The following is a 21,173-nucleotide window of genomic DNA, read 5'->3' on the forward strand; positions in this document are numbered from 1 at the left end:
CGCCGACGGGCACCGGGCGGTCCAGCGCGATCACGGCTTGCGCTCGACATCCTTCCTGTCGGTCTCGGCCGGCGTCAGACGGGCTCGCTCGCGGATGCGGCGTTCCAGCGGCGCGCCGACGAACAGGACGAGCATTGCAAGGCTCACCCCGCCGATGATGAGCGGCCACACCGCCAACCCTGCTGCCGCGCCGATCGTGGCTGTCACCCAGATGCACGCGGCGGTCGCCAATCCATGCACTTCCTGACCCTGGCCGACCCGCAGCACCGCACCGGCACCGATGAAGCCGACGCCGGACAGAATGCCCTGCATCGCCCGTCCTGCGGCATCGGCGTTCACGTTCGGCAAGCCACTATGCACGATCGCCTGAACGGCGATGCAACTCGCCAGACCGACCAGACCCAGCGTCCGCAGGCCCATGATCTGCCGGTTCTCACGCGAGCGTTCCCAGCCGAGCACCATCCCGGCCGCGGTCGCCACCACCAGCCGGCCAATCGCATCGATCCAGAAAGCGACGTCCGGTGCCGCTGATGCTTCGATCATTCGACCAGCACGTGAACGTGATGCCAGGCGGTGCACAGATAGCCGGCGAAATTCCACATCGTATCCGGCCGCTCGGGCTGTCCCTGCCCGGTCTCGTCGAAGGCACGGGCGACAAGGTGCTGGCGTCCCTTGGCAAGTGTGGCGTCAAGGATCCAGCGCCGCCAGCCCCAGCGCGTCTCCGGATCATCGGCGAAGGTCGCCTGTTGCCAGTCGCGACCGCCGTTCACCGACACTTCGATCCGAGAAATACGGCGGTCATAGGCAATGGCATATCCCTCAATCCGCACCTCTCCGGCGGCCAAACTCTCGCCCGCACCGGGCGAGCAGATCGCGGCGTTGAGCGGCATGGCATTGATCGTCAGACCCTGGCTCCAGTCGACGGTGTCGCTCGTCACAGCGGCGGGGAAGAGCTTGTAGTCGTGCGCCTGGATCGGTGCCTCGGAGGGCGTTTCACGCACCTCGATCCGTGTCAGCCATTTGGCGCTGCGGACCCCGGCATAGCCAGGCACCACCATGCGGAGCGGGGCGCCATGTTCGGGCGTCAGCGGCTCGCCATTCATCGCCCAGGCGAGGAGTACGTCGGGCTCCCGCGCCTTGCTCATGGCGATCGATACCCCGAACAAGGCTTCTTCACCCTCCACGTCCACCTCGTCCGCGCCGGTGAACGCCACGAACAGCTCGGACGCATCCGGCGCGCCGACCGCATCGAGCACATCGGCCAAGCGTACGCCGGTCCACTCCGCATTGCCGATCGCGCCTACGTCCCACGGATCGCCGGAGGTGTTGGCGACCTGCTGGAGATCGGTACGCCGGTTGCCGGCGCACTGGAGAACCGCCGTTACCGTGCGCGTGGCAAACGTGCTCTTCAGTTCCTGCACCGAGAAGAAGCGGCTCGCCATGCCCCTCCCGCTCACCTCGATCCGATGATTGGCGGGCAGATCCGGCACCGGCCCGTGGCTGCGCACGTAGAACAGCGCCTGCGGCGTCAGAAACCGCTCGATCAACGCACCGGGCGTCGGCTCGGCATTGTAGGGATCAGAACTGCGCTCGATCATATCGGTCATGGACGATCAAACGTCGCGGGCACGCGTAACGCTTCAAGTCTTCGAGACCATCGCAGACGAAAGGCTGCCGACCATTCCGATATCCAGATTGGAATGACCATATCAAACGGTTGGTCGTATCGATCTAAGTACGCGATATATGCTGCATGACTTTGGAGCAGCTCAGAATATTCGTCGGTGTCGCGGAGCGCGAACACGTCACCAAGGCAGCGGAGGCGCTGAACGTCACGCAGTCTGCTGCCTCCGGGGCGGTTGCGGCCCTCGAAGCGCGCTACGGCGTTCCGCTGTTCCACCGCGTCGGGCGTGGCATCCAGCTTACCGAGGCAGGCCGCGGCTTTCTGGAGGAAGCGCGCGCGGTGCTGGGGCGGGCAGCGCATGCCGAGACGATGCTCGCGGACTATGCCGGGCTCGCGCGTGGTTCGTTGCGGATCGTCGCCAGCCAGACGATCGCGAGCTATTGGTTGCCGGCAAAGCTCGCCGCCTTCCACGAACGCCACCCACAGATCGCGGTCGAGCTGGCGATCGACAACACCGAAGGCGCGGCAGCGCAGGTGTTGAGCGGCGCGGCGGAACTCGGCTTTGTCGAGGGCGAGGTGGACGAACCGGCGCTTGCCCACTGGAATGTCGGGCATGACCCAATGGTGCTGGTCGGCCGCGAGGAAGCCGAACGCATCGACGAGGCCTGGCTGCGCACTACACGCTGGATCGTCCGTGAGCAGGGATCGGGTACGCGCTCGACTTTCGAGGACGTGCTGCGAACGCGCGGGTTTGATCCGGCCCAGCTAACGATAGCGATGACGCTGCCGTCCAACGAGGCGGTGCGCACCGCCGTTGAGGCCGGTGCCGGCGTTGCCGTCTTGTCGCGATTGGTCGTCGCGCGCGCGCTCAAGGCTGGCGATCTCGTCGAGCTGCCGCTCGGGCTGCCCGACCGCGCCTTTCACGCGCTGCGCCACAAGGAACGCTATCGCACCCGCGCGGCCGACGCGCTGACGGATCTCATCAAGGAGCAGGTCGCATGACTGCCGACACGCACTCCGTTCTCAGCGGCCTCAAGCCGCTCAGCCGGCTCGATCACCCCCGCGAGATGATCCGCCAGTTCACGCCCAACTGGTTCGCCGCGACGATGGGCACGGGCATCCTTGCCCTCGCGCTGCCGCAGGTGCCCGGCATCGGGCCTTCGCTTAAACCTGTCGGCGAGGTGTTGTGGTTCTTCAATATCGCGCTCTTCGCGCTGTTCGCCGGCCTCTATGGCGCGCGCTGGGTGATGTTCGGGCACGAGGCGCGGCGCATCTTCGGGCACAACACCGTGTCGATGTTCATCGGGACCATTCCGATGGGGCTGGCGACGATCATCAACGGCTGTCTCGCCTTCGGCATCGCGCGGTTCGGAAATGGCATCGTGCCGGTCGCGCATATCCTGTGGTGGATCGACGTCGCCATGTCGCTCGCCTGCGGCGTGCTGATCCCCTACCTGATGTTTACCCGCCACGAGCACAGCCTGGACGGCATGACCGCCGTATGGCTGCTGCCGGTCGTCGCTGCCGAAGTGGCGGGCGCCAGCGGCGGGCTGCTCGCGCCGCATCTAACCGATCCCCACGCGCAGATAGTGACGCTCGCGACCTCCTATGTGCTGTGGGCCTATTCGGTGCCGGTCGCGTTTGGCATCCTCGCCATCCTCATCCTGCGCATGGCACTCCACAAGTTGCCGCATGAAAGCATGGCGGCATCTTCCTGGCTGGCGCTGGGGCCGATCGGCACGGGTGCTCTGGGCATGCTGGTGCTCGGCGCGGATGCGCCGGCGATCCTCACCGCGCACGGGCTAGCCGGCGTCGGCACCGTCGCGCAGGGGATCGGCGTTGTCGCCGGGCTCTGCCTTTGGGGTTTCGGCCTGTGGTGGCTGGCGCTCGCGACGCTTATCACCATCCGCTACTGGCGCGCGGGCGTGCCGTTCAACCTCGGCTGGTGGGGCTACACCTTCCCGCTCGGCGTCTACACCGTCGCCACCTTCCGCCTCGGCACGACGCTGAACCTTATGTTTTTCGGTATCGTCGGCACGGTGCTGACGGTTGCGCTCGCGGCGATGTGGCTGCTGGTCGGTGCCAAGACGCTAGCCGGTGCATGGCGGGGCAACCTGTTCGTCTCGCCCTGCATCGCCACCCCGAACTGATCCGCCATGATGATCGGATCAGTCGGTCCGATCACTTGCAGAATGCCCCTTCGATCCGCCAGCGTGACTGGCCACAGGAGAGCCTTGTCATGGACAATTTCGACGCCGGGCTGGCGAGTGAGACCAGCCGTCGCCGCTTCCTCAGCCATGCCGCGCTCGGCACCGCCGGCCTTGCCGCCGCGCCGGCACTGGCGCAGCAGCTCGTCGACCTGAAGCTGCCCGGCGGCAATGCCGAGCGGCCGATGACCAGCGCCTTTCCCGGCAAGGGCAGCATGATCCTCCAGCGCGTCCATCCACCCTTGCTGGAGACGCCGATGGAGGTCTTCGACAAGTCGGTGTTCACGCCCAACGACCAGTTCTTCGTCCGCTGGCACTGGGCCGACATACCGACCTCGATCGACGTCGAAAGTTTCCGCCTCAACGTCTTCGGCCACGTCAATCGGCCGCTGTCGATCAGCCTCGCTCAGCTGCTGCGCCTTCCACGGGTCGAGATGGCGGCGGTGAACCAGTGCTCGGGCAACAGCCGCGGGCTGTTCCAGCCGCGCGTCGCCGGCGCGCAATGGGGCAATGGCGCGATGGGCAACGCCAAGTGGCTCGGCGTTCGCCTGCGCGACGTGCTCGACCTCGCCGGGGTCAAGGCAGGCGCGGTGCAGGTGCGCTTCGGCGCTCTCGATCAGCCGGTCGTGGCGGGCGCTCCTGACTTCGAGAAGGCACTCGACATCGACCATGCCCGCGACGGCGAGGTCATGATCGCCTTCGGCATGAACGGCGAGCAACTGCCGCTCCTCAACGGCTTTCCCTGCCGGCTGATCGTGCCGGGCTGGTACTCGACCTATTGGGTCAAGATGCTGAACGCGATCGAGGTACTGCCCGGCCCTGACGACCAGTATTGGATGGCCAAGGCCTACAAGATCCCCGCGACACCCGGCGCGAATGTCGCGCCCGGTGCCAAGGACTTCCCGACCGTACCGATCAATCGCATGATCCCGCGTAGCTGGATGACCAGCCTGCCCGATGGTCAGGCGATCGCCTATGAAGCGTCGATCCCGGTCGGCGGCATCGCAATGGGCGGCGATTGCGGCGTCGCCAAGGTCGATGTGTCGTCGGACGGTGGCCGCACCTGGTACAGGACGACGCTCGGAGCGGACGAGGGCAGGTACAGCTTCCGGCGCTGGGACGGGCGGGTGCCGCTGAGACGCGGGCCTAACCCCATCATGGTGCGCTGCTGGAACACCAACGGTGTCGCTCAGCCGATGAAGCCGATCTGGAATCCCGGCGGGTTCATGCGCGGCAACATTGAAACCACCACCATCATCGCGGCCTGAGGAGCGAGCAAATCATGAAGACTCCGTCTCCCGGCATGATGGCTGCTGGCCTGATCGGCCTGACCGGCATCATCCTCGTCTCGATCGGCGCGCCGAGCAGCCGCAAGGCGCCCGTTCCGATCTCCGAGATGTCTGAGCCGGCACCGGCCGCCAGCGTGTCAGCGCGCGGCTTCTCGCTTGCCTCGACCAGCGTCGACCTGCCGGCCGACGACGCGACCTACCCCGACGGTCCGCACGCCGACGTCATCAATGCCAATTGCACCTCGTGCCACTCAGCCAGCATGGCGCTGACCCAGCCTGCGCTATCGGCGGATCAGTGGAAGGCGACCGTCACCAAGATGCGTGAGGTGTATAAGGCGCCAGTGGCCGAGAAGGACGTCGATGCGATCGTTGCTTATCTCACCGCTATGCCGAGCCAGAAGGTGGCACCCGCGACCGGCAAGGCGCAGGACCCGGACCCCAAAGTGGCTCCTGATGTCTCAGGTGGAACCGGCTAACCGATCTACTTCCATAATCCCGAAATACCATCTCAATCGGGACGGTGTCGGAGCCGTCCGGTTCTGACACCACCGGCTGACTCACGCATTTGCGCGGGTTTACAGGTGTCAGAATCCCGTGTCAGAACGCGCGTATGCAAATTGGCTATGCGCGGGTGTCCCGCGGCGATCACCAAGACCTCGATGTCCAAGTCGCTGCGCTCGCTGCGGCGGGGTGCGATCCGATCCTTCGCGAGGAAGCCTCGGGGGGGCAGACCGATCGGCCCGAGCTGGCGCGCGCGATCCGAAGCCTGCAGTCGGGCGATGTACTGGTAGTGTGGAAGCTCGATCGCCTGTCCCGCTCGCTACGCGACCTCCTGTTCACTCTGGAAGAGGTTGCGATGGCCAGTGCGGGCTTCCGGTCGCTGACCGAGGCCGTAGACACCACCACGGCGGCTGGACGATTGATGGCACAGACGTTGGGTGCCTTTGCCGAGTTCGAGCGCGCCATGATCCGCGAGCGCACCATGAGCGGCCTGGCACACGCGCGCCAGGCTGGACGTCTGTTGGGTCGCCGGCCAAGCCTCACCCGGCAGCAGCGCGCCGAAATCGTCGCTAAGGCTGAATCCGGCCAGGGATCACCGGCGCAGCTCGCCAGCTTGTTCCGCGTCTCGCGATCAACCGTGCAGCGCGTGCTTCGCGATCATCGCAACCGATCGGCCATAGCATGAGCCTTGCCCCTGCCCTACTCCGCGATCTGCCAGCAGACCTCGATGCGCAACGCAACGAACTTGCCCGCGCCCGCCAGCTCGCGCGGGCCTGGGCGGAGACGCTGCCCGAACCACGACGCCGGGACATGGCAGCGCTGTTCACGCGCGCTGCGATCGACACCTATCGCGTCGAAGCTCGACCCCATGCGATCCTTAGTCCACCGTTCGCCGCGCCCTATGGCCGGCTCGATCGCGCGGTCGCTGAGCTGGCTGCAGTGGTCGGGCGTGAAGCCGCGCCGTTGCCGATCGCCGAGGCGATTTATTTCCTGACCGGCCTCTACACGACCCTGCTCGCGGCACGGGAGCGCGGGGCAATGGGAGCATTTTACACTCCGCCGGCACTGGCGAACCGGTTGCTCGATATGGCCGAGGAACAAGGGATCGACTGGACCCGTGCGCGCGTGCTCGATCCGGCGAGCGGCGGAGGTGCGTTCCTGTTGCCTGCAGCCGAACGAATGATCGCTGCGCTTCCCACGGCCGAGCCGGCGATCGTACTGCGGCAGATCGGCACCCGCCTGACCGGGCTGGAGCTGGACCCATATGCCGCGGGCTTTGGGCAGAATGCGATTGAACTGCTGCTGGCGGACGTCGCTGCCGCCGCGGGCCGTGTAGCCCCAATCGTTGTGCGCGTCGCCGACACGCTGGAGGAGGTGCCCAGCGCTCGCTTCGACCTGGTGATCGGCAATCCCCCATATGGGCGCATCACCCTCACCCCTGAGCAGCGTCAGCGGTTCGCACGCGGCCTTTACGGTCACGCCAATCTCTATGGTGTATTCACGGACATCGCCGTGCGCTGGACGAAGAAGGGCGGGACGATCGCCTATCTGACGCCGACCAGCTTCCTGTCGGGTCATTACTATTCCGCGCTCCGCGAGCTGATCGCCAAGGACGCGCCGCCTGTCGCGATCGATTTCGTCCATGCCCGTCGCGGTGTGTTCGAAGACGTGCTGCAGGAGACGTTGCTGGCGGCCTACAAGCGTGGAGCCAAGCCCGGCCGCGCTCAAGTCCATTATGTCGAGGTCGCGAACGAGCGCGAGGCCCGCGTCATCCGCAACGGTACGATCGGCCTGCCCTCCCCCGCCTCGCAACCGTGGCTCGCGCCGCGCGAGCCGCGGCACAGCGCCCTGATCGCCAAAGCCGAGACGATGCCGGCGCGGCTTGCCGACTGGGGTTATCGCGTCTCGACGGGGCCACTGGTGTGGAATCGCTACAAGGACCAGATGCGGCTCCGCCCCGCGCGCGGGGCACATCCGCTGATATGGGCTGAAGCCGTGTCGGCGAATGGGCACTTCGCGTTCCGAGCCGAGAAGCGCAACCATGCGCCCTATTTCAAGATCGAGCGCGGTGATGCCTGGCTGCTGGTCGAGGAAGCGTGCGTCCTCGTCCAGCGCACCACCGCGAAGGAGCAGGCGCGTCGCCTGATTGCGGCCGAGCTGCCAGCGGACTTCATCGCGCAACATGGCGGCGTGGTGGTCGAGAACCACCTGAACATGGTCAGGCCATGTGCGCGACCGGCGGTATCGCCAGCGACGGTCGCGGCGGTGCTGAACAGCGCGATCGTCGACCAGCTCTTCCGCTGCATCAACGGTAGCGTCGCGGTATCGGCGTTCGAGATGGAGGCGCTGCCCCTGCCCGCACCTGCCGCGATGAAAAAGGTGGAGGCGCTGGTCCGCCGCGGTGCCGCCATCGAGGATGAACTGGCGCGCCTCTATGGGCAAGTTGCACCATGATGCCGCTGCTGACCCGTGAGGAGGTTCATGCCCGGCTACAGGAGATCTTCCCCGATGGGGCGCCCAATCGCGCCTATCTGACCCGGATGCTGGCGGCGAGCACGGTGTTCGTCGCCCTCTATATCGACGCGGTTGAGGGCAGCGGGACGTATCTCGGTCCCAAGCACGTCTATCGCATGACCGATGAACAGGCGGCGCGGACCGACGATGCGTACCGGACTGGCTATGCGACTGGCGTGCTGCGCACCGGGAGCCAGGTCGAGGGGCGACGCTGGTATCAGGACAATACCCGTGAGCCGATCCGTGACGAGACGTTGCGCGAGGGGCTGGTGGCAATCGGCGCGGTGACCGAGCGCACCGACCTTGCCACCACGTCGAGCAAGCCGCGCTATGCGCTGAAAGCGGGTTTCGCCGCGTTGTTCGACCCGGACCTCGCCGGCGAAGCGCTGCAGGCCCAGATCGCGACGTGGCAGGGCGAGGCGTTGAACAAGGGCGCGCTCGCCCGGCTGGCGATCGTTCGTCGCGGTGCCGGGGTTAGCGCCGATCAGGTGTTGGTCACCTTCCCGAACGGTGAGACGCGCCGGATGAAGCCTGGCCCCAGTTCGGAGATTACCAAGGCGGTGGTCGAGGTGTTCGCCCCCACCTTCCTCGCCGATCCTGCCGTCCTGTTCCTCAGCGAAAGTGGTAACAAGGTGGTCACGCGCGACGACGAACTGGCGCGGTCGATCGGTCTCGCCATCCAGGCAGACCGAAACCTGCCCGACACGATCCTCGTCGACCTCGGGCCAACGCATCCGTTACTAGTGTTCGTGGAGGTGGTTGCGACCGATGGCCCGATCAGCGAACGTCGCAAGGAGGCGTTGGAGGCGTTGGTCGCCGAGACGGGTTTTCCTGCCGAGCATGTCGCGTTCGTGACAGCGTTCCTCGATCGCAGCGCTGGGCCATTCAAGAAGACAGTCGATAGCTTGGCATGGGGTAGCTACGCATGGTTCGCAGCCGAGCCGGAGAGGCTGGTGGTGTTCAGTCAGGCCCCTGGAGGGCTGCAGGGGCGGCCTTGAAAGGAAGCCTGCAGAAGCGAAAATTTTCAGATTTTGGGTCGAGCATGAGGTTGAGCAGTTTTCACCCATGTTTCGCGAGGCCCGACCCACGTTGAGATCGCCAATCAGCGTCTCCTGAATTTTTGGAGCGTGATGGGAGGTGTGCGGCTGATGCCGATCGGCGGATAGCGTTTCCAACCGCTACGATGATCGGCCCGACCAGGGATGAGGGCGCCGGTCCGGGAAAGCGATCACTTCGGCATCGTCATAGTGCACGCCCGGCCCGTCCGCGGGATGCCTCTTGAGCGAAACCACCTCCGCAGCATCCCGGTCAAACCAGCCCGGCGGCAAACCGCACAGCTCTTCGACGTCAGTGCTGGAGATCGTAAATTCGGTAGCAAGCAGGTCCGCCTTGCTGCGGACGTTGTTTTCAACAATCAGGTTCAGGCTGTCCCGCAGCGCCCGCGGGGGCTGTATCGGCCAATGCTGGTCGAGCGGTTCGCCCTTCGACCACCCCTTCGCCGAATAAAGCTTGTAGAGCTGTCGGGAAAACTCCTCAGGGATAATTTCCAGATCAGACAGCCGCTTTATCTGGGCCTTGACCGAAACCCGCCACCGCTCTTTCAGGCTGACGAGCATCGCCAGCGACGCATGACGCACATCCTTGGGATATGTTGTCGAAGGCATCAGCAATGCGCTGCCCAGACGGAATGCCTGCTGCTCTATAGACCGCAGATTGACCTGAAACTCCTCTGCCGGCACGGCCTGATGAAGGACGGCGTGGGCAAGTTCATGCGCTGCATCCATCTGACGCCGTGGGAATGACATCTTGTCCGTCGCCAGCAGGACATGCGGACGGCCATCGATCGGGGACCAGCTGCATAGTCCATCAAGCTTGGTCGTGTTCATGGGGATGGCTGCAACCACGATGCCGATCCGTTCCATGATCGCAACAACGTCGCCGCATGGTCCTTCACCCAGCTGCCAGTGACGCCGAAGCCGAAGCGCGATTTCCTCGATATCCTCGTCGCGCAACTGGGTATAGCTTGCGCCATCAAGCACGTCGGGAATGTCCACCTCGGGCAGATCAACGTAATGCCCGATGACAAAACTGATTTCCTGCAACCAGTGCATCTGCGCCTTCTGGAAATCCAGATCGCGCACCAGCGTGCTCGCCAGCGATCGAAGGAAGGTAGGCCGATCGCTGTGGAAGGGCGGACGCAGAAAATATTCGGGGCGTACACCCAGTTCACCGGCAAGACGGATCAGTGTCGCATTATCGGGAGTCTGGCCCGACGTTTCATCTTCCCATCGGGAGGTGGTGGTGGCGCTCATACCCAGACGACGCGCAAGCGCGGCCTTTGACGGAATGCGCCGCGCCTCGCGTGCTTCGGTAAGCCTTGCAGGAATGAACCCGGGGGTGCCGATACGCATATGTTCGAGTCCCTATGGCTCCGCACCCAAGAAGGATGCGGAGCAAACGCTGTACTTGTTACTAAAAACGCCAGTCTGACCGGTTATGCTTCGCCCACCTCGGTATCGGGCTGTTGCTCGGGCGGCATGAATCGCTTGCGGGTCGGTCGCAGTTTCACCTTGGCACCACCATCGATTCCGTCCGGTCCACCCGGCCGGGCCGGCTCGCTCTCGTAGCCCTGAATGAAATCGTCCAGGGATGCGTAGAAGATGAAATCCTTGTAGTCCGCTCCGATCACCCCGATCGCGATTTCCTCGATCATGCCTGCCTGCCGGCGGTCACGAGCAGTGAGGAACAGCACGAAAATGTCGGTCGCCTTCGGGCAATCGTCACCGTCGAACAGACTGGCTTGCAGCGAGACGTTCAGTGTGACGCCTGCCGCGCGAGACTGGTTCTTGGGTGGAATCTTGCGGGGTTCAGGCATTGAGGCGAACCCGAGTATGATAGCCGTCTCCGGTCCGGGGAAGCGGGCAAAGGGCTGGAACACCTTCAGGTCTGTGCCCCACATGACTCCATCAGGAAGCAGGTGTCCGCCGTGCTGCTGGACCACCTCCTCATAGCGCTCTTCCTGAAGGCGAAAGCGGATTTGCCCCTCAGCTTCACGACGCCGTTTCGCGTTCATCGGCAAAGCCGCGCCTGCCCTGGACGCTTCCAGTGCGGCAGCGCGAAGCTGATCTTCAAGATCGAGCAGCAGTTCCTTTTTTAGGGCTGCAAGGATGGCCTTCCGGATGTCGATCAATCTGACGTTCCTCATCGCTATGACGGAAACCATACCCATAAATTCGCGTTATGCAATGAGGGTGTCGAAAAACATCGCGCCCGTGAGGAGTATTGGTCATGGCCAAGAACGAACACACCAGCGCGAAGGCGGGCAAAGCCGCATCGAACGTCCTGCGCGATGGTCGCACGGGCAAGGATTCAAAAACGGCCGCGGGGTCGGCATTGTCCCAGCGCCCGGACAAGAAGAAAAAGTGATCGATGGGGGCCGGTTGGTAATCGGTCCCCATGTCATGGGATCGGTTTCCAGCCGATCCAGCCGAGCGTCCAAGAAACGATATTAAGATGAGGATTGATGGATGACGGATACCCCTGCATCATCAATGCAGGGGTGATTGATCCTCGTAGTCACGCGCCATAAGCGTCTCCTGTTTGTTGTGTGTCTCGGTGTGTTGCGACGCCGTGACCATCGAACCGAACCGCGCGTATAGCGTCGGCAGAACGAACAAGGTGAGCAGGGTCGCTGAGATAAGTCCCCCGATCACCACCGTGGCGAGCGGCTTCTGGACCTCGGCGCCCGCCCCGTGGCCGAGCGCCATCGGCACGAAGCCGAGACTGGCGACGAGCGCGGTCATAGCGACGGGCCGCAATCGGAGCAGTGCTCCCTCGCGGGCGGCGCGCGCCCGATCCATCCCTTCCCGCATCAGGTCGTGGATGGAGGACACCATCACCAGCCCGTTGAGCACTGCCACACCAGACAGCGCGATGAACCCGACTGCGGCAGAGATCGAGAACGGCAGACCGCGAAGTACGAGCGCGAGGATACCGCCGACCAACGCCAGCGGCACGCCGGTGAAGACCAGGGACGCGTCGCGCACCGATCCGAGCGCACCGTAAAGCAGCAGCATGATGACGGCGAAGCATATCGGCACCACGATCGTCAGGCGTGCCCGGGCGCTGGCTAGGTTCTCGAACTGGCCGCCCCAGGTCAGATAGGTGCCGGCCGGCAACGCGACCTGTTGCGCTATCTTGGCCTGCGCCTCCTCGACGACCCCTGCAACGTCCCGGCCACGCACATTGGCCTGAACCACGACACGCCGCTTGCCGTTCTCCCGGCTGATCTGGTTTGGCCCGTCGCCGAGACCGATGTCCGCAACGCTGGCGAGCGGCACGAACGATCCGCTCGCGGTGGGCACCGGAATCTGCCCAAGGGTCTGCAAATCGGCTCGTGCCGTCTCGCTGAGACGGATCACGACCGGGAAGCGGGCGTCGCCTTCGAAGATCACGCCAGCCTGCTTGCCACCTACGGTTGCCGCAACGACATCCTGGACGTCGCCGGCAGAAACACCGACCCGCGCCATCGCGTCCCGGTTGGGACGAATGTCGAGAAGCGGCAGTCCTTCGGTCTGCTCCACCCGGACATCCGCTGCACCAGGCACCTTGCGCATCACGTCCGCGATCTGGACTGCGGTCGCATTCATGCTGGCAAAGTCGTCGCCGAACACCTTGACCGCGATATCGCCGCGCACGCCGGCCACAAGTTCATTGAAGCGCATCTGGATCGGCTGGGTAATCTCATAACCGTTCCCCGGGATGGTCGAGACCTTTTTCTCGATGCGCTCAACCAGCTCCTCCTTGGGTAGGCTCGGATCGGGCCATTCTTGGCGAGGTTTCAGCATCACAAACGTGTCGGTCGCATTGGGCGGCATCGGATCGCTGGCGATCTCGGACGTGCCCGTCCGCGAGAAGGCATATTGCACTTCGGGCTCACGACTGATCGTCTTCTCGACCGCGAACTGCATACGCTGGCTCTGCTCGACCGACGTGCCGGGCGGTCGCCAGGCTTGGACGAGGATGTCGCCCTCATCGAGCTGCGGCAGGAACTCCTGACCCAGCGTCGTGAAAGCGAGTGCCGCCACCAAGACGCCGGCAAGCGCCCCGCCGATGGTGACGCTCGGACGCCGCATGGCGGCATTGAGGCCGGGTTCGTAGCGGCGCTTGAGCCAAACCACGATCCGGCTTTCCTTCTCCTCGACCTTGCCGGCGAGGAAGGCGGCGATGGCCGCCGGAACGAAGGTCAGGGACAGCACGAAGGCAAAGACGAGCGCGATGATGACGGTGAGCGCCATCGGCTCGAACATCTTGCCCTCCACGCCGCTAAAGGTGAGCAACGGTGCGTAGACGAGGATGATGATCGCCTGCCCATAGACCGATGGCCGGATCATCTCGCGGGCGGACGCCGCCACGATGGCGAGGCGTTCCTTGAGTGGGAGGACACCCCCGGTTTCGTGCTGGCGCGTGCCGAGGTGGCGCAGCGCGTTCTCTACGATGATGACCGCACCATCGACGATCAAACCGAAGTCGAGCGCGCCGAGGCTCATCAGATTGGCCGAGACGCCGGCACGCAGCATCCCCATGGCGGTGAGCAGCATCGTGATCGGGATCACCATCGCGGCGATCAGCGCCGCCCGGAAATTGCCGAGCAGCACGAACAGCACCACGATGACCAGCACCGCGCCTTCGGCGAGGTTGCGGGCAACCGTCGCGATCGTGGAGTTCACGAGTTTGGTACGATCGAGCACCGGCTTGACCACGACATCGGTCGGCAGCGATCGGCCGATGGCCTGAAGCCGTTCGCCGACATCGGTCGCGACGGTGCGGCTGTTTTCGCCGATGCGCATCACGGCTGTGCCAACGACGACTTCGTGACCGTTCTCGGATGCCGAGCCGGTGCGGATGCCTTGCCCAGCCTTCACGGTCGCCACCTGATTGAGCACGATCGGCACGCCCTCGCGGCTCGCGACGACGGTGCGTGACAGCTCGTCCGCAGTGCGCACCCGCGCGTCCGAGCGGACGAACAGGCCTTCGCCGTTACGATCGACCGTGCCTGCGCCGATGCTGGTGTTGCTGCGCTCGAGCGCGGTAGCGAGGTCCTGGACGGTCAGCCGCATCAATGCGAGCCGCTGGAGGTCCGGGATGACCAGGTACTCACGGTCGAACCCGCCCAGCGAGTCCACGCCGGCGACGCCTTCGGTGCCGCGGAGCTGCGGCGACACGATCCACTCCTGAACGGTGTGGAGGTAGGTCGCCTTGTCGCGTTCGCTGACGAGGTGTTCGCCCTCGGGGGTGATGTAGCTGCCGTCACGCTGGAGGCCGGGTTCGCCATCGCGATGCTTCACGCGGTTGAGTTCTTGAAACTCGACGGTCCACATGAAGATGTCGCCGAGACCGGTCGCGATCGGACCCATCTCGGGCATGACGCCCTGCGGTAGTCGTTCCTCGGCCATCCGCATCCGCTCGGCGACCTGTTGGCGGGCGAAGTAGATGTCGGTCGCGTCGGTAAAGACGGCCGTGATCTGGGCAAAGCCGTTGCGGTTGAGCGACCGGGTATAGGCAAGGCCCGGAATACCCTTGAGCGAGGTTTCGATCGTGAACGAGACCTGCCGCTCGATCTGGTCGGGCGACAGCGAGGGTGCGAGGACGTTTACCTGCACCTGGTTGTTGGTGATGTCCGGGACGGCATCGATGGGGAGGCGCTGGAGGGCGAAGATGCCCGCGAGCGCGGCGACAAGGGTCAGCAGCAGGACTAGCCAGCGCCGCTCGACCGAGAAGGTGACAAGGCGGGAGATCATGGGCTCAGTCCATGTCCATCCCGCCACCCTTGCCGAGTTCGGCTTTCAGGGTGAACGAGTTTGTGGTGGCGATCCGCTCCTGGCCATTGAGGCCGGAGCTGATGATGACCTGATCGCCGTTGCGGCGACCTGCCGTGACCGGGGTCGCGTGGAAGCCGGTCGGGGTGCGGACGAAAACGACGGTGCGGTTCTCGATGCTTTGCACCGCGGTGGAGGGAACCGAGATGCTACGATCGCCGCTCCCGGGCAGCATGAAGCTCGCCGTCACCGGCTCGCCCACCCGCCAGGTATTCCCCGCATTGTCGAGCGTGGCGATGACAGGCACGAGGCGCGTGCTGTCATCAAGCGCCGGGGACACGAACGACACCCGTCCTTCCTGTCTACGACCGGCTGCGGTTACCTCAACCCGCGTACCCGGCCGGATACGGCCTGCATCCGCGGGCGAGACCGAGGCGGTGATCGTCACCCGCGAGAGGTTCGCAACCCGGTAGAGTTCGGCGTTCGCGTCGACAGTCTGGCCGAGAACGGCCGGACGGGCGATTACCTGACCTGAGATCGGCGAGCGCATGGCGATGCGGTTGAGGGCACCACCACCGCCTCCCGTGGCACCGAGCTGTTGCTGCGCGAGCCGAAGCGCGATTGCCGCCTCCGTCGCCGCGGTCCGCGCCGCCACCAGGTCTTGTTCGGGCGAAACACGCTCGGCAAACAGACGCTGTTCGCGCCGAAGATTCGACTGCGCCAATGCGGCGCGGGCGCGAGCGGCCTCGACTTCCGCCTTCAGCGAAGCGGCCTCGCGGCTCTCGATCACCGCCAGCGGGTCACCCTGCCGGACAGGCTGGCCAAGGTTGCGCGTGAGCGCGACCAAGCGACCGCCGATGGTTGCGGAGACGACCTGGACGCCTTGGGGATCGCCTTGGACGAGCGCGGGCAACTCGATCGCGCCGGCGACCCCGCCCACGGTCGGGCGGGCGACTTCAATGCCGGCATCGGCGATCTGCCGCGCCGTGAGCGTCACCGCATCCTTATCCGCCTTCTTCTCGGCCCCCTCACCCTTCTCCATGCCCTCCATACCGGCCATGTCGTCGGTCTTCTTCTCGGCCCCGCCGCACGCAACGAGCGCCAGCGGAAGCAAGGCGGACAGCAGGGTCCGCGCATGATTGATTTTCATCGTGCGTCCTTCGCATCGGTAGGCGCCGGGGCGGCGAGCCGTTCCAGCCGGGCCTGTGCGTCATGATAAGCGGCCAGCGCGTCGATCGCGGCCGTTCGGGTGTCGGCAAGCGTGCGTTCGGCCTCAAGGAGGTCCAACTGACCGAACTTGCCCTCGCGGTAGCCGATACGCGCGATCCGGGCGGCTTCCTGCGCCGCGGCAAGCGTCGGTCCGGTCGCATTGCGGGCTGTCGTCGCCGCATTCGCTACGTCCCCCTGCGCCGAGGCGATGGCCTGTTCCGCATCGAGCAGCGCGAGGCGGCGCTGGGCGTCCGCCTGGGTGCGTTGGGCAGAAGCCAGATCAACGGCCGCGCGGCCATTGTTGAACAGCGGCAACGGCACCGACACGCCGAACACCGCGGCCGTATCGTTGGTCATCTCCAGCCTGCGTGCGGACGCGCTGATCGTTACGTCGGGAATCCTCTGGCTTCGGGCAAGGCGGACCTGCGCCGTCGCCGTGGTGAGATCGGCCTGCACCGCCGCGGCCGTCAGCGTGCCTTCACTGCGCACCGGCAACCGTGGCCCTGCGCCTTCGATCCGGGCGAACCAGGCTGTATCCAGCGAGCTGGCGCCGCGCCCGATCAGCCGGGCAAGATTGCCGAGCGCCACTTGGGCGGATCGCTCCGCGCGCTCGGCCGCCCCTTCCGCATTCAGCCGAGCTACGTCAGCGCGCTGCTCTTCGAGCGGTGAGGCGCGGCCGGCTGCAACGCGGACCCGCGCTGCACGCAGCACCTCGTTTGCGATCCCGACCTGTTCGCGGGCGGTGACTACCCTGCGTTGCGACGCCGCGGCATCGTTATAGGCCTGCGTGACCCGCAACCGGAGATCGGCCTGAATGATCGCCGCTTCGAGCGAAGCGCGGTCGAGTTGCGCATTGGCGACCGCGACGCGCGCCGACCGCTTGCCGCCGAGTTCGAGCGGCAAGGATACGCCGACCGTCGTTTCGGCCGAGCGCAGTCCCTTATAGATACCGGTGCCGGCGACGTTCTCGCTCATCGCGTCGAGCGACGGATTAGGCCGCAATCCGGCGATCGAGCGTTGCGCTTGCGCCGCCTGAATGCCCGATCGGGAAACCTCGACCGCCGGCGATACCGCGCCGGCCGCGGTAAGTGCTTCATCAAGGGTCAGCGGCGGTGCCGACGCCTCCGTGTCCTGTGCCTGTGCCGAGTTGCTCGACGCACAGGCTGTCGCGACCAGCACGGCCGCTATCATGCGCTTCATTGTAAATGCTCCTGACGAACCAGTCTCAGGCGCCGGAAGGCGCCCGGTGCGTCGTCAGGCCTGTGGTGGTCGAAGCGCCGGATCGCTTTGATGAGCAAGCCAGAGCGGAGCCTTGTGGCTCGCAAATTCGGCCCAATTGTCGATCAGGGCGACGTCGACACTATGCTCAGCCGGTGCGGCGACATGGTGGCCGTGACAGACGGTGTGATGATGAGGATAGCCCTTGTCCGCATCCGCCGGCACCTCGTCGCAGTCACCAGCCATGTGCATGATTGTATTGACCTGAGAGGTCTCGATGCACCCGACGCTTTCCGTAGCCTGCGCCATGCCCGCCCAGCCGGTCAGGACCAGCATCAGACAGGCGAGAAAGGGCAGCAGCTTGCGCATGAGCTTGCTCCTTATCATTCCACGAGAATGGCGTAACCCGCGATCATCAGACGCTACCCGGCTAGCGTTGCTTTCGGCCTTCATGAGCGGCCACCCATTTCTGCCAACGCACCTCGGGTAATCTCCCAAGCGGAGTGCAGGAACAGGATCGCGATGACGCCGGCGACCGCGAGGTCGGGCCATACCTTTCCGGTCCACGCCACCAGGCCGGCGGCAATGATGACGGCGATGTTGGCGACAGCATCGTTTCGGCTGAACAGCCAGATGGCCCGTACATTGGCGTCGCCTTCGCGAAACCGCGACAGGACGAGCGCCGCGGTGACGTTGACGATAAGGGCGACGATCCCGATGCCGCCCATCAGATCGGCGTCGGGTGCTACGGCGTTCATCGCGCGCCACATGGCAAAGCCGATGACACCCAGACCTAATGTTCCGAGGAACAAGCCTTGGGCGAGAGCGACCCTTGAGCGGGCTGCCGCAGTCCAGCCCAGCGCGATGAGGCCGAACAATGAGATCGTGCCGTCGCCGATGAAGTCGAGGGCATCGGCTTTGAGCGCCTGACTATCGGCGATGAATCCACCGACGATTTCGATCAGCCCGAAGCCGAGGTTCAGGAGGACGACGATCCATAGGGCACGACGATAAGCAGGGTCGCGCTCCGCACGTTTCGTATCGCCCGTGCAGCCGCACGTAGAGGATTCGCTTGCGCTCATCCCGCTCCGTTACGATCTACAGTCACTGTAGGAGCAAGCGCAAAAACGCAGGGACCGCAAGGTGTTGATGATTGGCGACATAGCGAAGCGGACCGGGACCAAGGTCAACACGATCCGTTTCTACGAAGATATCGGCTTGATGCCGGAGGCTGCGCGCACGGCAGGCGGGCGCCGGACCTATGGTGATGCGGAGGTTCGCCAGCTCGCCTTTATCCGGCATGCCCGCGAGCTTGGTTTTTCTGTCGATGAGATCCGATCGCTGATCGCCTTAACGGCTGACCCCGATCAGGATTGCAATGAGGCGGGCGCAATCGCTCGCCGTCACCTTGCCAGCGTGGAGGACCGGATCACCCGCCTTGTCGCGCTTCGCGACGCGCTAAGCGAGGCAACACGATCCTGTGAAGGTGGCAAGATCGCGGATTGCCGGGTCATGGAAGCCATCACATCCGTGCCGGCGTGACGCGTCTGGTTTTACCTCTGGCCACAAGGGAGGTGGTGCGGATTATCCGGAGACGGCCGAGCGTACCGGATGCGCGGTATGGTTCGGATCGGGTGAGGAAGCCGACAAAAGGCGCGCGAGCTTTGCAGCCAGATCGGCATGTCGGAACGGCTTCTCGAGCCGGGGAAAGCCCGCCTCGATGCCGATCGCGTCCGAATAGCCCGACACGACCAGCACGGGCAGGCCCGGCCGCTCGGCGAGGACGGTGCGTGCCAGCTCGACACCGGTCATCTCGGGCATGAGGTGATCGGTGACCAGTATGTCGACATGCGGCGCTTGACGGAGTGCTGCCAACGCCTCGGCGCCCGAACGCGCCTCGATAACCTCGAAGCCGATCTCGACGAGCATATCCGCAGTGCTGGCCCGCACGATATCCTCGTCGTCGACGAGGACGGCCACGCCTGCGACCATCGGCTCCGTCATCGCGATCGTACCGGGCACGGTCGCCAAGCCTCCGCTCAGCGGCAACCAGAGGCTCACCGTGGTGCCCTCGTCCGCCACGCTTTCGATCGTCAGCGCGCCGCCGAGCTGCGAAACGAGGCCGTGCGCCATCGACAATCCGAGGCCTGTGCCCTTGCCGACACCCTTGGTCGAGAAAAACGGTTCGATCGCGCGCAGGCGGGTGTCTTCGCTCATGCCGGTTCCGGTGTCGGCGACGGCGATGACGACATAGTTGCCTTCTGCCACCCCGGGGTGGTTGGTCCCGGGGCTCTGCAAGCGCGCCGACAGGACGAGTTGTCCGCCGTTGGGCATCGCGTCCTTGGCGTTTACCGTCAGGTTTAGGATCGCCATCTCCACCTGGTTCGCGTCCGCTAGCGCGAGGGGCAGATCAGCCGCGATATCCAGGTCGAAGGCGATGCGCGGACCGACCGTGGTCGCGACCAGCTCGCTCATGCCCGATAGCAGAGCGGACGTATCGGTCGCCTCGGGCTTCAGGGGCTGGCGACGGGCGAAGGCCAGCAAGCGCTGCACCAGCGTCCGCGCGCGCTCGGCCGATTGCAGGGCACCGTCGATCAACCGCTGCTCGCGCTCGCCGCCCACCTTGCGACGTTGCAGGAGATCGAGACTGCCCAGGATCGGCGTCAGCAGGTTGTTGAAGTCGTGCGCGACCCCGCCGGTGAGCTGGCCCATCGCCTCCAGCTTCTGGGATTGGCGCAGAGCCTCCTGCGTCGCCAGCAATTCGCGGGTCCGCTCGGCGACCAGATGCTCCAGCGTGGCGGCCGAGGTGCGCAGCGCATCCTCCATCCGCTTGCGTTCGGTGATGTCGATCGACAGACCGGCGAGCGTCACGGGCGTTCCGTCAGTCCCGTAAGCCGGCTGGCCCCTGATACCGATCCAACGCGTGTCGCCGTACGGAGTCACGAGCCGGTATTCGATGTCATAGTCACAGCCGGTGCGCAGGCTGGTGTCGATGGCATCGAGCACCCGCGCCTTGTCCTCGTCATGGATAGCGGCGTGCAGATCGGCATAGCTGAACGGCAATTCCGGATCGCGGCCGAAGTTCGTTCGGCAAGTCGCCGTAGTCTCCAGCTCGCCGGTCACGGCATCGAACGACCACATGCCCATTCTGCCGGCGGCCAGCATGAGCGCGCGCTGACGGCTGCTCTCCTCCGCCGCTCGCAGCAGCCGCGCCTTGTCGATCGCGATGGCGGCAAGGCGGGCAAGGCTTTCCAGACGCCGGATCGTTTCGGGATCATGGTCGCGGACGGTTGACCAATAGGCGCCGAGCGCTGCGATGGCATTTGGCTTGCCGATCGGCGCCATCAGCAGGCTGCGGACGAAGGTGCCCCTATAGGTTTCGAGCGGAACACGATCGTCGCTGCCGATATCGGGAATGGCGACGGTTTCGAGGTGCTGCATCGCCCATCCGGACACGCACACGCCGAGGTCGAAGCGGTTGCCCGCCCACAGCGGACCGACGGCATCCTCCGCGGCATAGAAGCAGCGATCGTCCTCCCGGATGACGACGGCGATACCCTCCGCCCCGATCGCCTCCCGCGCGGTCTGTCGGAGAACCTCGACGACCTCGTCCATCGATCCGGCATCGGCAAGCCGTTCGCTGGCATCCATCAGGACCGTTTGAGCAATCGAACTATGGCTCGGCGCCGGACTGTCGTTGATTGTCAAAACGTTTCTCCGATCGCATCTTACCACGTTTCGTGAGCAAGCGTCGGTGTTTCGCTTGGACAAGCCGGATTAAATCCGACCAACC

The 21,173-nt window shown here is 65.0% G+C and carries 19 protein-coding genes; 9 read left to right on the plus strand and 10 right to left on the minus strand.

Going from position 1 to position 21,173, the window contains the following annotated elements:
• Positions 1 to 30: 30 nt before the first annotated feature.
• Together NPJ82_RS17015 and NPJ82_RS17020 are read right to left on the minus strand one after the other, a co-directional pair.
• The gene (locus tag NPJ82_RS17015; RefSeq protein ID WP_007406274.1) at positions 31 to 543 is read right to left on the minus strand and encodes an MgtC/SapB family protein; all 513 of its coding nucleotides are present in this window, start codon (positions 541 to 543) and stop codon (positions 31 to 33) included.
• Positions 540 to 1,607, minus strand: a complete 1,068-nt coding sequence (locus NPJ82_RS17020; RefSeq protein ID WP_007406227.1) for a molybdopterin-dependent oxidoreductase — start codon at positions 1,605 to 1,607, stop codon at positions 540 to 542. The genes NPJ82_RS17015 and NPJ82_RS17020 overlap by 4 nt, the downstream gene beginning before the upstream one ends.
• Positions 1,608 to 1,753: 146 nt before the next feature.
• Between NPJ82_RS17020 and NPJ82_RS17025 the strand changes: the two genes are divergently transcribed.
• The 7 genes from NPJ82_RS17025 (at position 1,754) to NPJ82_RS17055 (ending at position 9,133) form a co-directional block, all read left to right on the plus strand.
• Positions 1,754 to 2,626, plus strand: coding sequence for a LysR family transcriptional regulator (locus NPJ82_RS17025; protein ID WP_007406272.1), 873 nt, complete (start codon positions 1,754 to 1,756; stop codon positions 2,624 to 2,626).
• Complete coding sequence (locus NPJ82_RS17030) at positions 2,623 to 3,774, plus strand: TDT family transporter (protein WP_007406242.1); 1,152 nt, start codon at positions 2,623 to 2,625, stop codon at positions 3,772 to 3,774. The genes NPJ82_RS17025 and NPJ82_RS17030 overlap by 4 nt, the downstream gene beginning before the upstream one ends.
• Positions 3,775 to 3,863: 89 nt before the next feature.
• Complete coding sequence (locus NPJ82_RS17035; protein ID WP_007406293.1) at positions 3,864 to 5,099, plus strand: molybdopterin-dependent oxidoreductase; 1,236 nt, start codon at positions 3,864 to 3,866, stop codon at positions 5,097 to 5,099.
• A gap of 14 nt (positions 5,100 to 5,113) precedes the next feature.
• Positions 5,114 to 5,596 (plus strand): cytochrome c, encoded by a 483-nt coding sequence (locus tag NPJ82_RS17040; protein ID WP_007406258.1) that lies wholly within the window; start codon positions 5,114 to 5,116, stop codon positions 5,594 to 5,596.
• Between the two features lie 134 nt (positions 5,597 to 5,730).
• Entirely contained in the window at positions 5,731 to 6,306 is a 576-nt protein-coding gene (locus NPJ82_RS17045; protein ID WP_342659131.1) for a recombinase family protein, read from the plus strand.
• Positions 6,303 to 8,075 (plus strand): N-6 DNA methylase, encoded by a 1,773-nt coding sequence (locus NPJ82_RS17050; protein WP_184506616.1) that lies wholly within the window; start codon positions 6,303 to 6,305, stop codon positions 8,073 to 8,075. Before NPJ82_RS17045 ends, NPJ82_RS17050 begins: the two co-directional genes overlap by 4 nt.
• On the plus strand, positions 8,072 to 9,133 hold the full coding sequence (locus NPJ82_RS17055; RefSeq protein ID WP_097065274.1) for a BsuBI/PstI family type II restriction endonuclease: 1,062 nt from the start codon (positions 8,072 to 8,074) through the stop codon (positions 9,131 to 9,133). Before NPJ82_RS17050 ends, NPJ82_RS17055 begins: the two co-directional genes overlap by 4 nt.
• Before the next feature lie 180 nt (positions 9,134 to 9,313).
• On the opposite strand, the gene NPJ82_RS17060 is transcribed toward NPJ82_RS17055, so the two are convergent.
• Both NPJ82_RS17060 and NPJ82_RS17065 read right to left on the minus strand, forming a co-directional pair.
• Positions 9,314 to 10,546 (minus strand): XRE family transcriptional regulator, encoded by a 1,233-nt coding sequence (locus NPJ82_RS17060; RefSeq protein ID WP_144033635.1) that lies wholly within the window; start codon positions 10,544 to 10,546, stop codon positions 9,314 to 9,316.
• Between the two features lie 83 nt (positions 10,547 to 10,629).
• Positions 10,630 to 11,325, minus strand: coding sequence for a hypothetical protein (locus NPJ82_RS17065; protein WP_342659132.1), 696 nt, complete (start codon positions 11,323 to 11,325; stop codon positions 10,630 to 10,632).
• 98 nt (positions 11,326 to 11,423) lie between these two features.
• Here NPJ82_RS17065 and NPJ82_RS17070 point away from each other — a divergent pair, with 98 nt between their 5' ends.
• Positions 11,424 to 11,561, plus strand: coding sequence for a hypothetical protein (locus NPJ82_RS17070; RefSeq protein ID WP_169716278.1), 138 nt, complete (start codon positions 11,424 to 11,426; stop codon positions 11,559 to 11,561).
• A 122-nt stretch (positions 11,562 to 11,683) separates the two neighbouring features.
• On the opposite strand, the gene NPJ82_RS17075 is transcribed toward NPJ82_RS17070, so the two are convergent.
• The 5 genes from NPJ82_RS17075 to NPJ82_RS17095 form a co-directional block, all read right to left on the minus strand.
• Positions 11,684 to 14,935: a CusA/CzcA family heavy metal efflux RND transporter gene (locus tag NPJ82_RS17075; RefSeq protein ID WP_342659133.1), complete on the minus strand. Its 3,252-nt coding sequence runs from the start codon at positions 14,933 to 14,935 to the stop codon at positions 11,684 to 11,686.
• Positions 14,936 to 14,939: 4 nt separating this feature from the next.
• Entirely contained in the window at positions 14,940 to 16,103 is a 1,164-nt protein-coding gene (locus NPJ82_RS17080; RefSeq protein ID WP_097065270.1) for an efflux RND transporter periplasmic adaptor subunit, read from the minus strand.
• The gene (locus tag NPJ82_RS17085; protein ID WP_097065269.1) at positions 16,100 to 17,362 is read right to left on the minus strand and encodes a TolC family protein; all 1,263 of its coding nucleotides are present in this window, start codon (positions 17,360 to 17,362) and stop codon (positions 16,100 to 16,102) included. The genes NPJ82_RS17080 and NPJ82_RS17085 overlap by 4 nt, the downstream gene beginning before the upstream one ends.
• 54 nt (positions 17,363 to 17,416) lie before the next feature.
• A complete protein-coding gene (locus NPJ82_RS17090) occupies positions 17,417 to 17,749 on the minus strand; it encodes a hypothetical protein (protein WP_184506615.1) in 333 nt (110 codons plus the stop codon).
• 80 nt (positions 17,750 to 17,829) lie between these two features.
• Positions 17,830 to 18,462, minus strand: a complete 633-nt coding sequence (locus NPJ82_RS17095; RefSeq protein ID WP_097065267.1) for a cation transporter — start codon at positions 18,460 to 18,462, stop codon at positions 17,830 to 17,832.
• 61 nt (positions 18,463 to 18,523) lie between these two features.
• Between NPJ82_RS17095 and NPJ82_RS17100 the strand changes: the two genes are divergently transcribed.
• The gene (locus NPJ82_RS17100; protein ID WP_342659134.1) at positions 18,524 to 18,922 is read left to right on the plus strand and encodes a helix-turn-helix domain-containing protein; all 399 of its coding nucleotides are present in this window, start codon (positions 18,524 to 18,526) and stop codon (positions 18,920 to 18,922) included.
• A 42-nt stretch (positions 18,923 to 18,964) separates the two neighbouring features.
• Here NPJ82_RS17100 and NPJ82_RS17105 read toward each other — a convergent pair whose 3' ends face one another.
• Complete coding sequence (locus tag NPJ82_RS17105; RefSeq protein ID WP_342659135.1) at positions 18,965 to 21,151, minus strand: ATP-binding protein; 2,187 nt, start codon at positions 21,149 to 21,151, stop codon at positions 18,965 to 18,967.
• Positions 21,152 to 21,173: the final 22 nt, after the last annotated feature.

Origin of the sequence: Sphingomonas sp. NY01 (assembly GCF_038809135.1) — a bacterium.
GTDB classification, from domain to species: domain Bacteria; phylum Pseudomonadota; class Alphaproteobacteria; order Sphingomonadales; family Sphingomonadaceae; genus Sphingomonas; species Sphingomonas carotinifaciens.

Coding starts and splice junctions, on each gene's coding strand:
- NPJ82_RS17020 (WP_007406227.1), bottom strand. CDS start 1,607: ATGACCGATATGATCGAGCGCAGTTCTGATCCCTACAATGCCGAGCCG.
- NPJ82_RS17080 (WP_097065270.1), bottom strand. CDS start 16,103: ATGAAAATCAATCATGCGCGGACCCTGCTGTCCGCCTTGCTTCCGCTG.
- NPJ82_RS17045 (WP_342659131.1), top strand. CDS start 5,731: ATGCAAATTGGCTATGCGCGGGTGTCCCGCGGCGATCACCAAGACCTC.
- NPJ82_RS17050 (WP_184506616.1), top strand. CDS start 6,303: ATGAGCCTTGCCCCTGCCCTACTCCGCGATCTGCCAGCAGACCTCGAT.
- NPJ82_RS17060 (WP_144033635.1), bottom strand. CDS start 10,546: ATGCGTATCGGCACCCCCGGGTTCATTCCTGCAAGGCTTACCGAAGCA.
- NPJ82_RS17040 (WP_007406258.1), top strand. CDS start 5,114: ATGAAGACTCCGTCTCCCGGCATGATGGCTGCTGGCCTGATCGGCCTG.
- NPJ82_RS17070 (WP_169716278.1), top strand. CDS start 11,424: ATGGCCAAGAACGAACACACCAGCGCGAAGGCGGGCAAAGCCGCATCG.
- NPJ82_RS17055 (WP_097065274.1), top strand. CDS start 8,072: ATGATGCCGCTGCTGACCCGTGAGGAGGTTCATGCCCGGCTACAGGAG.
- NPJ82_RS17035 (WP_007406293.1), top strand. CDS start 3,864: ATGGACAATTTCGACGCCGGGCTGGCGAGTGAGACCAGCCGTCGCCGC.
- NPJ82_RS17095 (WP_097065267.1), bottom strand. CDS start 18,462: ATGAGCGCAAGCGAATCCTCTACGTGCGGCTGCACGGGCGATACGAAA.
- NPJ82_RS17085 (WP_097065269.1), bottom strand. CDS start 17,362: ATGAAGCGCATGATAGCGGCCGTGCTGGTCGCGACAGCCTGTGCGTCG.
- NPJ82_RS17090 (WP_184506615.1), bottom strand. CDS start 17,749: ATGCGCAAGCTGCTGCCCTTTCTCGCCTGTCTGATGCTGGTCCTGACC.
- NPJ82_RS17030 (WP_007406242.1), top strand. CDS start 2,623: ATGACTGCCGACACGCACTCCGTTCTCAGCGGCCTCAAGCCGCTCAGC.
- NPJ82_RS17075 (WP_342659133.1), bottom strand. CDS start 14,935: ATGATCTCCCGCCTTGTCACCTTCTCGGTCGAGCGGCGCTGGCTAGTC.
- NPJ82_RS17015 (WP_007406274.1), bottom strand. CDS start 543: ATGATCGAAGCATCAGCGGCACCGGACGTCGCTTTCTGGATCGATGCG.
- NPJ82_RS17025 (WP_007406272.1), top strand. CDS start 1,754: ATGACTTTGGAGCAGCTCAGAATATTCGTCGGTGTCGCGGAGCGCGAA.